Here is an 11,547-nt window from a genome sequence, read left to right on the forward strand (position 1 = left end):
CGCTCTCAGGGTCAATCCGGACGACCCGAGCGAAAACCTTGAAGGTGGCGCGCGATATCTTGCGCAGCAAGATGCGCGCTTCCGGACATGGCGACTTGCCTTGGCGGCCTATAACGCCGGTCCGGGGGCGGTTGAGAAATACGGTGATGTGACGCCATTCAGAGAAACGCAAGACTACGTCAGAACCATCCTCGGCGAGTAACACGCAGGCATAGCGAGGTGTTTGCGTTCCGTCTCCGAGTAGACTTTTTTCGCCCAAGGGCCAAGGCGGTGCGCCATCCTCACAGCGTGATCATAGTATGTGATCGGGGCCCTCCGCCTCTCGGAAGACCCAACCAAACTGCTGCTGACATACAGCTGTCAGCATGGTCTGGCAACATGTCACAAACAGGCCTAGAGAGCAGCAAGCCAATGCAAAGTACTTCCCGGATGTTCGAAGTCATTCAGCTGTTGCGCGCGGCACCACGGCCGCTGTCGGCTGAAGCGCTGAGCGAACCATTTGAAGAGTCCAAACGCCAGTTTATTGGGATATAGCGGCACTTCAGGCGATGCGTGTTCCCAACGAAGGGGAGGCAGGGGTCGGCTACATCATGCGTCGCGGCTACGATCTGCACCGCTTAATTTCGACCATGAGGCAGGTGAGGCGCTTCGTGTCGGGCTGAGGATGGTTGGTCGAACTGGGGACAGTTTTCTGAAAAGAGCGGCGTTGCGGATCAATCAGAAGATCGACGGATTTCAAGACGAAGAAACTCGCCTTCATGTTGCGCCATGGGGTGCCTGATTGATGATCCGACGAAAGGCTGCGTCTGGGTCGCTTCCTCGAGAGCCGCGATCCGTAAAGCACGCAAATTGCCTCTGACCTACCGGAACGGGGATGAAATCGAGACCACGCGCATCGGTCGGCCGGTGGCGGTCATTTATCACCTCGAGTGCGTTATGATCGCCGCCGCGTGTTAATTTCGAAGTGGTTTCCGGCATTTCCGCATGGATCGTATTTGGTGCTGCGATACAATGGAGGACAGTTTTTCAGACCAAGCGATGATGCTACATTCGTTGTGGTCCGAGCAGAAATTCTATCCCGCAAATTACGCCTGGGTGCGCAGGTAGCTGTCTTAAGGGGGAACGTTGTCGATCCCGGTCCCGCCCCACGGGTGACACCGCCCAATACGCTTTGTAGCCAGCCACATCCCTTTCAGCGCACCGTGCTTATCGAGCGCCTCAAGCGCATAGGCGGAACAGGTCGGGTGATATCGGCAATTGAAGCCGACCCATGGACTAAAGACCAACCGATACGCACGCACTGGGAGGGCAACGATATGCGCAAACGGGCTCATGTGGCGTGCAGGTCTTTTAAAGCCGTTTCAAGGTCATGGCAAAGTTGGTCGAACGGGCGCGATGCGGTCGTATCGCGTCTGCCGATCAGGACATAGTCGCACCCGGATTTGCCTTGCTTTGCCAAAACGAGCCGGGCTGCTTCACGCAGGCGCCGCTTGGCCCGGTTGCGCGCGACGGCATTGCCGACTTTTTTCGAACAGGTGAACCCGACACGGATCCCCTCGGGCCTCTCCGACTTGCGCATCTGAACCGTAAAGGCGGGACGCGATACGCGCCGCGCTCGCGACGCTGCAACAAAGTCAGCGCGTTTTGTCAGGATAGTCAGGCCGGGCAGGGACATTGTCGGGTTACTCTGCGAGACGACGAAACCGCCAGCGGTTGCCCGCGGCGGTTGTATCGAGGTCATGTCGCAACGAATTACGCGCTTAGCGATTTCCGCCCGCGGGCGCGGCGAGCGTTCAGAATCTTACGGCCCGCTTTTGTTGCCATCCGCGCGCGGAAACCGTGGCGCCGCTTACGGACCAAGTTTGACGGTTGAAATGTGCGCTTCATCGCTATTCTCCGGGTCTTATGGGGCAAATCCCGAACGGATTCGCTCCCTGATGTGCTTCGAAGCCCGGTCTCTAAGTGGATCGTGCAGGCAAGTCAACGCCGCTGCGGCCCCGAATTGCAACAATCGGGCCGATTTGATGCGGCAAATGTTTCATTCCCGCGGTCTTTGGTCGGGAAAGTAGGGCAAAGCCTCACCCGACTTCAAGCGGGCGTGATCGACCTGACAATCTCCCCCGGCTCTCCACATCTTCTGCCACAACAACAAACACCAACGAAAGCCTTTGGAATGTCCGATATGACCGCTCCCCTCCGCGAAAAAAGCGATTTTGCCCGTAGATTGCCACTGCTTGGGATCCTTTTGGTTGCTGCCATCGGCGCGTTCACCTTGCGTGACTACCTTAGCTTTGATGCACTTGCGCAAAACCGTGACGAGCTTATCGCCTTTCGGGATGCGAACTATGTTCTCACGGTGTTGGCATTCGTTCTCGCGTACATCGTGATCGTGGCGTTTTCGCTGCCCGGAGCAACCATTGCGACCCTAACAGGCGGCTTCCTGTTCGCCACGTTCCCCGGTGCGTTGTTCAATATTACGGGCGCGACTGTAGGTGCGATGATCATTTTTCTGGCGGCTCGCTGGGGCCTTGGGGAAAAGCTTGCCGCAAAAATGGACTCTTCAGGAGGCGCGGTGAAAAAGATCAAGATCGCCATAGACGACAATCAGTGGGAGGCGCTTTTCCTTATCCGCCTTGTGCCTGCTGTTCCGTTCTTTGTAGCCAATCTTGTGCCTGCGTTGGTCGGTGTGCCGCTGCTCCGTTTCGTCATCACGACATTTCTTGGCATCATTCCCGGTGCGCTCGTCTACACATCAGTCGGTTCAGGGTTGGGGGAGGTATTCGCGCGCGGTGAAACGCCTAACCTTGGCATCATCTTCGAACCGCACATTCTTCTGCCGATCCTTGGCCTTTGTGCGCTTGCAACACTTCCCATCATTTTGAAGGCCATGCGCGGCAAGAAAGGCATTTGAGCCATGGAACGTATCAAGACAGATGTGCTGATCATCGGAGCAGGTTCGGGCGGTCTTAGCATCGCTGCTGGTGCGTCGCAGATGGGCGCAAGGGTCGTCATGCTTGAAGGCCACAAAATGGGTGGAGATTGCCTGAACTATGGGTGTGTGCCGTCCAAAGCATTGCTCGCGGCCGGAAAGCAGGCCCATGCCATGCGGTCTGGTGAAAAATACGGTGTGACGCCGGTAATGCCGGACGTGAATTACGCCGCCGCCAAGGACCATGTCCGCAGAGTGATCGAGACAATCGAACCCGTCGATAGTCAGGAGCGGTTCGAAGGGTTTGGCGTGCACGTGATCCGCGAATTTGGCCGGTTCATAAGTCCGAGCGAAGTGCAGGCAGGCGAGACTATCATAACGGCGCGGCGGATCGTGATCGCCACTGGGTCAAGGCCGTTTGTGCCGCCCATCCCGGGTATGAAGGACGTTGCGTATTACACGAACGAGAACATCTTTGATCTGCGCGAAAAGCCCGACCATCTGATTATTATTGGCGGTGGTCCCATCGGTATGGAGATGGCGCAAGCGCATGTCCGGCTGGGTTCCAAAGTGACGGTGATCGAAGGCGCAAAGGCAATGGGCAAAGACGACCCAGAAGCGGCGACGATCGTCCTTGAGAGTTTGCGGGCGGAAGGTGTTGAAATTGTTGAAGAGGCCCAGGCCGAGGAAATCTCCAAAGCTGGCGGCGTCATTTCTGTGAAAACACCGAAAGACACGTTCACTGGTTCTCATCTTCTTTTGGCGGTTGGGCGCAAAGTGAACATCGACAATTTGGATCTTGATAAGGCAAATGTCGCGCATGATCGGGCGATCAAGGTGGGAGCGGACCTTAGGTCTGTGACGAACAAGAAGGTCTATGCCGTGGGCGACGCGGCTGGGGGACTTCAGTTCACCCATGTTGCGGGCTATCACGCCGGTGTCGTAATCCGCTCGATGTTGTTTGGGTTGCCGTCGAAGCAGCGTACGGATCATATCCCTTGGGTGACTTTTACTGATCCCGAATTGGCGCAGGTCGGACTGACAGAAGCCGATGCCCGAAAGACGCACGGAAATCATGCCCTAACAGTAGCCCGTTTTGACTACGACGAAAACGACCGCGCCATTGCAGAGGGTAAGAAAACCGGTTTCATCAAAGTCATGGTGGTGAAGGGCAAACCCGTCGGTGCCACGATTGTTGGCGCGCATGCCGGTGAGTTGATCGGTGTCTGGGCGCTTGCAATTGCAAACCGATTGAAGATGAGTGCTGTCGCCGCAATGGTAGCGCCCTATCCAACATTTGGAGAAATCAACAAGCGTGCAGCAGGGGCCTATTTCTCTCCCAAACTTTTTGATAATCCTACAGTTAAACGGGTCGTTGGTTTCGTTCAGAAGTATCTACCCTAACACCCACAGCTTTGAGGTCGCATGTTCCTGAATACGCTTTCTGGACGGTTCCTAGCCCTCACGATCTTGTTCGTGATGCTGGCGGAGATATTTATCTTCGTGCCGTCCATTGCGCGTTTTCGTGAAGATTACATGATGAATCGCCTGGAGCGTGCACAAATAGCGTCCCTTGCGCTTTTGGCCAATGATATGATCGACGCGGAATTGGAAGTGGAACTTCTTGAGAACGCAGGTGTTTTTAATGTCGTGCTGCGGAGAGATGAAGTGCGGCAACTGGTGCTTGCGTCTGATATGCCATCACCGATTGCGGCGACCTATGATCTGCGCGATGCGCCTGCGGGAACGCTTATCATCGATGCGATGAAGCGGCTGTGGAACCCTACATACGAAGTCGTAAGGGTAATCGGTAATCCAACGCGGGATGCAGGCCAACTTATCGAGATCACCATGCCGACCGAGCCGTTGCGCGCCGCGATGCTGGACTATGGATTGCGGATTTTGTTGTTATCAGCCGTGATTTCCATTTTCACGGCGACGCTTTTATTCTTTGCAGTCAGGCAATTGCTGGTGAAGCCGATCGAAGGCGTGGTGAAGGCCATGAAAAGTTACGCCTTTGCGCCCGAAGACGCACGACGCATAATTCAGCCAAGCGCGTCGGTGCGCGAACTAAGCGACGCGGAACATGCGTTGAAATCCATGCAAACTGAGCTGACGAGCTTGCTGCGACAGCGCGAGCGGCTGGCATCGCTGGGTAGCGCAGTGGCAAAAGTTAGTCACGATCTACGCAATATACTGACGACCGCACAGCTTTTTGCAGACCGCATCGAGTCGAGCGAAGACCCGGTGGTGACGCGCATGGTGCCAAAGCTTATGGGGTCAATCGGGCGTGCGGTGAACTTGTGCGAAAGCACGCTTGCGTTCGGAAAAGCCGAGGAACCGCCCCCGGCATTGAATCGCATCGCATTAGCGGCAATCGTCAATGACGCGGTGGAAGGCGAGCGACTTGCGGCGTCGGACGATATTCGCTTCGAGGAACATGTCGCTTCGGGTTTGATCGTACGGGCCGACCCCGAACAGCTTTATCGTGTCCTGTCGAACCTTATTCGCAACGCCCGTCAGGCGTTGGAAACGGCAAAGCGCGGCGGCGTGATTACGGTGAGTGCAGGAGAGTCTAGTCAACTTTGGACCATCGAGGTGCGTGACAATGGTCCGGGCCTGCCGGCGAAAGCGCGCGAACATCTGTTCACCCCTTTTCAGGGTGGCGCCCGCAAAGGAGGGGCTGGTCTTGGCCTTGCAATTGCGGCCGAATTGGTGCGCGGTCATGGTGGTACTTTGAGACTGGACAAGACCGGAGAAGACGGGACGGTTTTCATCATCGAGCTGCCAAAATCGATTGTAACCGAAGATCAGGCGGCAGAATAAGATTGTCTCTTGCAAAGCCGTTCATCCGGCTTTAGATGCCAAGCCCGTGCGCTGGTAGCTCAGTTGGATAGAGTACTTGACTACGAATCAAGGGGCCGGGGGTTCGAATCCTCCCCAGCGCACCACAGGCCTTTCGACAGAAATACCGGCACCATCCGATCCCGAGGAATGCACGGCAGTCGTTTTGCAGAAACGACGAGAGCCCGGAATGTTCGAGCATTTTCATTCGGAGGCATCACTTCCCTTTCACCGATAATACTTTTGGGAAATAAATTGGGATTGATATGTATTCGGTCCCGGTTTTTCGTGGGCGAAAAATTGATAGACCGTCTGCCATAAGGCGCGAGTATTGCCCGGGCTTAGGCACGCGAGCGGCCTTCTGCGAAATACGGCTCTACAACGGCCGGAAATGGCCGATTTACGCCTCTTTGAGCTTTTGCCCCGGCGGTGACAGTCTTTGTGTGAGCGGCTTGATGCGGCACCCTTGTGCGCCCTCGCTATTTGAAAGTTATAAGGTGAACCCGAGGGGCGCAGTTTCGATGAGCATCCCGCCAAAATACCGGGATTTAGTATCCACTCATCGGTCTAAACCCTTTGATTTCTAATCGGAAAAGAAATCCAAACTTGCGCCGGAGGCGCTCTCTTAAAAAAGAACAGTTTCAACTGTTCCTGTTGATCCCACCAGCTTTAGCTGATGGTTGTTCAGTCAACGACGACTTATGTTTGGGTCACCAGCACAAAAGTTGCGACGTCACACCGTGCAACTGGGGCTTATCCGACAACGGTCCTTTCTCATTGGCACACCAAGCAAGTGCCCGCAGCCTAACTTCGCCCTTTTCAAACGTGCACTCCCGCGAGAGGATAGGTGTAATTGTCCCGAGGCCAAATGCGCTCGGAGAAGGGCATTATTTTCAGGTCCAGATACCCAACAAGCCCGACCTGAGCGGGCCACCATATAATTCCAGTTCCTCCAGAATTCTTTTATAGAATTTTCCCTTTTCCCCGCTCAATAGTTATTTTTCCTAATCTTTGACCTATTTTTAGGAATAAGGCCTGAAATATGCTTGAATAAGTCCCCAACGACTATTGATAATCACTAATACTCTACACAGCGGTGTCGGGGAGCGGTGGCTTGTTTCCTCCGCCTCGGCTGAGGGCGATCGCCCTCCAAAATGTAATAAGAAAACCGAACACGGAGGATATGATGACAGTCAAAATTGTCATTGGACTTGACGGGACAGATGCCGGTGAACGCGCACTCGAATTTGCAAAAAACTTGGCATCCAAGATCGGTGCTTGTGAGTTGCTTGCCGCTTACGTCATTGAATGGTCACCATTCACATTCCAAACAGCAGAAGAGAATGAGCAACGCCATAATCGGCGCGAAGAAGAGATCAAGCTTGCCGAAACACGGATCGTCGAGCCGGCTGTGGCCGCGCTGAAGGCGGCGGGGTTTAACGCGAGCGGTCTTGTTCGTCACGGCGACGTTGCTGAAACGTTGAACAAACTCACAGTGGAAAACGGCGGATCACAGATCATCGTTGGCCGCACATCTTCTGGGGGGTTTTCCAAGCGCATCTTCGGCAGCTCGACACAGAGCCTCGTCATGCACGCAGAAGTGCCGGTCACGGTCGTCGGATAAAGGGACAATTATGAAAAATACATTAAAACTCTGGATGACGTCCGTTGCTGCGGCTTTGGCGTCCAGTCCGCTGGCGGCTCAAGAGGCGATGAGCATTGACGCCAAGGTCAATGAGGCGTTTGCCAGCCTGACTGGTCCTTTTGTAAGTTTGATCTTCGCACCCTTTCCGGGAACAAGCTTTCCCTGGATCGTAATGTGGCTCGTCGTCGCGGCCACAGTGTTCACTTTTTACTTTGGCTTTGTTCAGTTTCGTTTTTTCCGGCATTCTATTCAGCTTGTCAAAGGCGACTACTCCGATCCCAACGATGCCGGTGAAGTCAGCCACTTTCAGGCGCTTGCCACTGCGTTGTCAGGCACAGTTGGTCTCGGCAACATCGCGGGCGTTGCGGTGGCCGTCGGCATTGGCGGACCGGGTGCGACTTTCTGGATGATCCTTGCGGGCCTTCTTGGGATGGCGTCCAAATTCACCGAATGTACGCTTGGTGTGAAGTATCGAAACGAATATCCGGACGGCACAGTTTCTGGTGGTCCGATGTACTATATCTCGAAGGGCTTCGATGAATTGGGCTTGCCAGGCGGCAAAATCCTCGCTGTCGTCTTTTCGATATTCTGTATTCTCGGCGCCCTTGGTGGTGGCAATATGTTTCAGGCCAATCAGGCACATGCCCAGATTTCCGGCATTTTCGGCGACTATCCGGGCTGGATTACCGGGATCATCTTCGCTGGTGTGGTCTTTGCGGTCATCGTTGGCGGTATTAAATCGATCGCTAACGTCACCGAAAAAGTCGTGCCATTCATGGGCATCCTTTATGTCGGCGCCGCGCTGATAATCTTGTTGGTAAACTATGATAAAATTGGCTGGGCTTTCGGTCAGATCTTTGACGGTGCGTTTACGGGTCTTGGCGTCGCTGGTGGTTTCGTCGGGGCTTTGATCCAAGGCTTCAAGCGAGCGGCGTTTTCGAACGAAGCTGGTGTTGGATCTGCGGCAATCGCGCACTCTGCGGTGAAAACCAAAGAACCGATCACCGAGGGCTTTGTCTCTTTGCTTGAACCGCTGATCGACACTGTTGTCATCTGCACGATGACAGCGCTTGTGATTGTAATATCGCAGCAGTTGATCATTGATCCGGCAAGCGGCAACTACGTCTTGAACGAAGCGGGCACGGCCGTTGCAACGATAGACGGCAATTCTGGTGTCGCGCTGACCTCTGCAGCCTTTGCGTCGGGCATCAGTTGGTTCCCATATGTGTTGGCAGTCGCGGTCGTTCTGTTCGCCTTCTCCACGATGATCTCGTGGAGCTATTATGGCCTGAAAGCCTGGACCTATTTGTTTGGCGAAGGCAAAACGACTGAACTGATTTTCAAGGTCATCTTCTGCGTCTTCATCGTTATCGGCGCTGCCGCAAGCCTTGGTCCGGTCATCGACTTCTCTGATGCTGCGATCTTCGCAATGGCGGTGGTCAACATCTTCTGTCTCTACTTCCTGATGAAGGTGGTGAAGAAAGAGTTGTTCTCCTACGCATCGCGTTTGGAAAATGGCGAGATCAAGAAGTTCACTCACTAAGCGATGGTCCCCGACGCAATCTGTTTTGCGTCGGGGACACTCTTGCGAAAAGCCTTTGTCATTGCGAGCAATGTCGACGAGGGCGGACTTTGAACCGTTCGGCATGCCCCCCGTGCTGTTCAAGAAAGTTGGCAGAGGCCAAAGGCCCGCTCACTTGATCTAAGTGCCCAAACAGTTCGAATGTCGGTTTGTTGAATGCTTCGTCTTGTCGTAGGCTTGGGCAGTTCAGATTTTGATTGGATGACCATGACCGACCGCGCCGCTGTTTTAATCGAGATATGCCATGAAGCTGGACGTTTGGCGGCTCAATATTTCAAAGATCAGGACCAACTGGTAATCGACCGCAAAGGGCATCAGGATTTTGTTTCGCAGGCCGATCGAAATGTCGAACTCCTGACGCGAGACTTGCTGGCAAAATCCTTCCCTGACGATGCAATTGTCGGCGAAGAGCACGCGCCGAAACCCGGCACGTCGGGATTTACTTGGGTGATTGATCCGATCGACGGAACAACGAACTTTGTGAACGGTATCCCGGCGTGGACGGTGGTGGTTGCAGGCGTGCGGGACGGAGCAACGCAACTTGGTGTGATCCATGACCCCTGTAACGCTGAAACCTTCGTTGCGACCAAAGGACATGGAGCGACATTGAACGGTGTTGCCTTGAGCCTTGATGACGACCGATCGCTGTCAGAGGGCACTGTTGGGATCGGGTATTCCAACCGGGTCGACGACCAAGGCATCCTGCGATTGGTGGCCGCTGTGGTAAGTGAAGGCTCAATGTTCTATCGCAACGCTTCCGGTGCCCTATCGTTGGCCTACGTCGCAGCCGGACGGCTTTTGGGTTATACTGAAGAGCACATGAACGCGTGGGATTGCCTTGCAGGCCAACTTATTGTGGCCGAGGCCGGTGGCCGGGTCGAACCCCAGGATGCAGACGTAATGATACGGGACGGCGGGCGGGTGGTTGTCGGGACCCCGGCAGTCTTTGATCGGCTTTTGGACATCTCGAAGACGGCTTTCGGTCAGGCCGATTAGGCCTCGGGCAAAAGAACCGGACCCTTTTCTGTAAAGCCAACGGACACATCCGAGCCGACCTCAAGCGGATTGTCGACGTCATCTTGCACCGCGAACATCGTGCCGAAACTGGCCTCAAGCGTGTATTCCATCCGCACCCCGACATAGGTGGCTTTGGCGACCTTGGCGGGAAAGCCGCCGTCTGCGCCAATCACGATCCGCGAGGGGCGAACAGCAAGCTTTGCCGGACCTACTTTCAGGCCACGGGCGGGCAAGTTGTGGGTGTAATTATCTACCGAGATCGTGGCACGGTCGCCTTCGACGGTGTCGAGGTTACAGGGGACGATGTTGGCCTCGCCGATAAAGTCTGCGACGAAACGGTCAACCGGTGCGTCGTAAAGCTGACGGGGCGTGCCGATCTGCGCGATCGAGGCATTCCGCATCACCACAATCTCGTCCGAAACGGCAAGAGCCTCTTCCTGATCATGCGTGACATAAACCACGGTAAGACCAAGGTCTTGCTGGATCGCCCGAATGTCTTCGCGCACTTGTCGACGAAGCTTGGCGTCCAGATTGGACAAGGGTTCGTCGAATAAAAGAACCTGCGGCTCCAGAACCAGGGCCCGCGCCACGGCAACCCGCTGCTGCTGACCGCCCGACAACTCGCTTGGAAGGCGGATGTCAAAACCTTTGAGACCGACCAGTTCAAGACCTGCAAGCGCGCGCTCTCGTGTTTCCGCCTTTGAGAAGCCCGAGAAGGTCAGGCCGTATGAGACGTTTTCAAGGACACTCATATGCGGGAACAGGGCGTAGGATTGGAACACCATCGACACGTCGCGGTCCGTCGCGGGCAGGGTCGTGACATCGCGGTCTCCGATCAGGATACGCCCCTCGGAGGCCATCTCCAGACCGGCGATCATCCGCAACGTCGTTGTTTTCCCGCAACCCGAAGGCCCAAGAAGCGTCACAAGCTTCCCGGCCTCCACATGCAGATCGATGCTATCCACAGCAACGACGTCACGACCGAAACGCTTGGAGACATTCTCAAAGCGAACCGGAGCTGCTTTGCTTGCAATGCGTGTCTCGCCCATGATTATTCTCCTGCCTCGAATTGCGTACGGCGTCCGATTTTGGTGCGCCCAACCAATATCTGTAGCAAACCAACGGCCGCCAGCATGACGAATATCAGCGTTGTGGAATAAGCGATCGCAAGTCCGTAGTCGTTGTTTTCAACGCGTCCGATGATGTAGCTGGTGGCCATATCGTATTCGGCTGAGACTAGGAAAATCACTGCGGAAATCGCCGTCATGGCTCGCACGAAACTATAGACGAGAGCGGCCAGAATTGCCGGTCGGAGCAATGGCAAAATGATTTTCCGGAACGTCTGCCAGGAATTTGCGCCGAGCGTCAGCGAGGATTCGTCCAGCGATTTATCCAACTGGCTCATCGAGGCAATCCCTGCGCGCACGCCGACCGGCATATTGCGGAAAATGAAGCTCACAATCAGGATGATGCCTGTTCCCGTGATCTCGATTGGCGGCACATTGAAGGCAAGGATGTAGCTTACGCCGA

At 55.0% G+C, this 11,547-nt stretch carries 12 protein-coding genes and 1 tRNA gene; 8 read left to right on the forward strand and 5 right to left on the reverse strand.

Annotated features, from left to right (window positions below):
* Positions 1-202: lytic transglycosylase domain-containing protein (locus tag Q1B15_RS18945; RefSeq protein WP_299756728.1), on the forward strand; the 202-nt coding region annotated here is incomplete at its 5' end.
* Between the two features lie 910 nt (positions 203-1,112).
* On the opposite strand, the gene yidD is transcribed toward Q1B15_RS18945, so the two are convergent.
* The 3 genes from yidD to rpmH form a co-directional block, all read right to left on the reverse strand.
* Positions 1,113-1,334, reverse strand: coding sequence for a membrane protein insertion efficiency factor YidD (gene yidD, locus Q1B15_RS18955; RefSeq protein ID WP_295450985.1), 222 nt, complete (start codon positions 1,332-1,334; stop codon positions 1,113-1,115).
* A complete protein-coding gene (gene rnpA / locus Q1B15_RS18960; protein WP_299756731.1) occupies positions 1,331-1,675 on the reverse strand; it encodes a ribonuclease P protein component in 345 nt (114 codons plus the stop codon). The genes yidD and rnpA overlap by 4 nt, the downstream gene beginning before the upstream one ends.
* Before the next feature lie 77 nt (positions 1,676-1,752).
* Positions 1,753-1,887, reverse strand: a complete 135-nt coding sequence (rpmH, locus tag Q1B15_RS18965) for a 50S ribosomal protein L34 (RefSeq protein WP_012177012.1) — start codon at positions 1,885-1,887, stop codon at positions 1,753-1,755.
* Between the two features lie 286 nt (positions 1,888-2,173).
* Between rpmH and Q1B15_RS18970 the strand changes: the two genes are divergently transcribed.
* The 7 genes from Q1B15_RS18970 to Q1B15_RS19000 all read left to right on the forward strand — a co-directional run bounded on the left by Q1B15_RS18970 (position 2,174) and on the right by Q1B15_RS19000 (position 9,996).
* A complete protein-coding gene (locus Q1B15_RS18970; protein WP_299756733.1) occupies positions 2,174-2,911 on the forward strand; it encodes a VTT domain-containing protein in 738 nt (245 codons plus the stop codon).
* Between the two features lie 3 nt (positions 2,912-2,914).
* Positions 2,915-4,333, forward strand: a complete 1,419-nt coding sequence (locus tag Q1B15_RS18975; RefSeq protein WP_299756735.1) for an FAD-dependent oxidoreductase — start codon at positions 2,915-2,917, stop codon at positions 4,331-4,333.
* A 21-nt stretch (positions 4,334-4,354) separates the two neighbouring features.
* Complete coding sequence (locus tag Q1B15_RS18980; RefSeq protein WP_299756737.1) at positions 4,355-5,755, forward strand: HAMP domain-containing sensor histidine kinase; 1,401 nt, start codon at positions 4,355-4,357, stop codon at positions 5,753-5,755.
* A 48-nt stretch (positions 5,756-5,803) separates the two neighbouring features.
* Positions 5,804-5,880, forward strand: a tRNA-Arg gene (locus Q1B15_RS18985).
* A 1,079-nt stretch (positions 5,881-6,959) separates the two neighbouring features.
* Entirely contained in the window at positions 6,960-7,397 is a 438-nt protein-coding gene (locus tag Q1B15_RS18990) for a universal stress protein (RefSeq protein WP_299756739.1), read from the forward strand.
* A 10-nt stretch (positions 7,398-7,407) separates the two neighbouring features.
* Positions 7,408-8,961 carry an alanine/glycine:cation symporter family protein gene (locus Q1B15_RS18995; RefSeq protein ID WP_299756742.1) on the forward strand — a complete coding sequence of 518 codons (1,554 nt, stop codon included), beginning with the start codon at positions 7,408-7,410 and terminating at the stop codon, positions 8,959-8,961.
* 195 nt (positions 8,962-9,156) lie between these two features.
* The gene (locus Q1B15_RS19000) at positions 9,157-9,996 is read left to right on the forward strand and encodes an inositol monophosphatase family protein (RefSeq protein ID WP_299756745.1); all 840 of its coding nucleotides are present in this window, start codon (positions 9,157-9,159) and stop codon (positions 9,994-9,996) included.
* Here Q1B15_RS19000 and Q1B15_RS19005 read toward each other — a convergent pair.
* Together Q1B15_RS19005 and Q1B15_RS19010 are read right to left on the reverse strand one after the other, a co-directional pair.
* Complete coding sequence (locus Q1B15_RS19005) at positions 9,993-11,066, reverse strand: ABC transporter ATP-binding protein (protein WP_299756748.1); 1,074 nt, start codon at positions 11,064-11,066, stop codon at positions 9,993-9,995. The genes Q1B15_RS19000 and Q1B15_RS19005 overlap by 4 nt on opposite strands.
* 2 nt (positions 11,067-11,068) lie before the next feature.
* On the reverse strand, positions 11,069-11,547 hold a 479-nt coding region (locus Q1B15_RS19010; RefSeq protein ID WP_299756750.1), incomplete at its 5' end, for an ABC transporter permease subunit.

Origin of the sequence: uncultured Boseongicola sp., assembly GCF_937988555.1 — a bacterium.
GTDB lineage: Bacteria > Pseudomonadota > Alphaproteobacteria > Rhodobacterales > Rhodobacteraceae > Boseongicola.

What these genes read in the sequence shown, in the direction of transcription:
- Q1B15_RS18990 (WP_299756739.1), top strand. Translation starts at nt 6,960, where the DNA reads ATGACAGTCAAAATTGTCATTGGACTTGACGGGACAGATGCCGGTGAA.
- Q1B15_RS18980 (WP_299756737.1), top strand. Translation starts at nt 4,355, where the DNA reads ATGTTCCTGAATACGCTTTCTGGACGGTTCCTAGCCCTCACGATCTTG.
- Q1B15_RS18975 (WP_299756735.1), top strand. Translation starts at nt 2,915, where the DNA reads ATGGAACGTATCAAGACAGATGTGCTGATCATCGGAGCAGGTTCGGGC.
- Q1B15_RS19000 (WP_299756745.1), top strand. Translation starts at nt 9,157, where the DNA reads ATGCTTCGTCTTGTCGTAGGCTTGGGCAGTTCAGATTTTGATTGGATG.
- rpmH (WP_012177012.1), bottom strand. Translation starts at nt 1,887, where the DNA reads ATGAAGCGCACATTTCAACCGTCAAACTTGGTCCGTAAGCGGCGCCAC.
- Q1B15_RS18970 (WP_299756733.1), top strand. Translation starts at nt 2,174, where the DNA reads ATGTCCGATATGACCGCTCCCCTCCGCGAAAAAAGCGATTTTGCCCGT.
- Q1B15_RS19005 (WP_299756748.1), bottom strand. Translation starts at nt 11,066, where the DNA reads ATGGGCGAGACACGCATTGCAAGCAAAGCAGCTCCGGTTCGCTTTGAG.
- rnpA (WP_299756731.1), bottom strand. Translation starts at nt 1,675, where the DNA reads ATGTCCCTGCCCGGCCTGACTATCCTGACAAAACGCGCTGACTTTGTT.
- Q1B15_RS18995 (WP_299756742.1), top strand. Translation starts at nt 7,408, where the DNA reads ATGAAAAATACATTAAAACTCTGGATGACGTCCGTTGCTGCGGCTTTG.
- yidD (WP_295450985.1), bottom strand. Translation starts at nt 1,334, where the DNA reads ATGAGCCCGTTTGCGCATATCGTTGCCCTCCCAGTGCGTGCGTATCGG.